This window comes from Streptococcus sp. HMSC067H01 (genome assembly GCF_001814775.1).
Classification (GTDB): domain Bacteria; phylum Bacillota; class Bacilli; order Lactobacillales; family Streptococcaceae; genus Streptococcus.
In genome coordinates this window covers 1-326 of the sequence record NZ_KV817807.1, presented here as the reverse complement: position 1 = coordinate 326, position 326 = coordinate 1, and the positions used below count along the sequence as shown (strand labels likewise).

General features: G+C 44.8%; 1 pseudogene. It reads left to right on the top strand.

Annotation, left to right across the window (positions count from 1 at the left end):
* Positions 1 to 326: pseudogene (locus HMPREF2987_RS11065) on the top strand (surface protein Rib); the annotation flags it as partial.

The window sequence follows — 326 nt, the reverse complement described above, 5'->3', positions numbered from 1 at the left end:
AGTTAAGAAAGCTAATCCAACCGTAACAGATGTAGCAGTCGGCACCGACGGTACAGCCACAGTCACTTATCCAGACGGAACAACAGCCGTTATCCCATCAGATAAGACAGTTAAGGAATTAGCAGATAAAGAAATTAAGGATCCATCAGTAACTCCGGTTACAGATCCAAGCAACTTGACTGATGCAGATAAAGCTAAGGTAGCTGACGAAGTTAAGAAAGCTAACCCAACAGCAAGCAAGGTTGAAGTAGGTACCGACGGTACAGCTACAGTCACTTACCCAGATGGCACAACAGCCGTTATCCCAGCAGATAAGACAGTTAAGA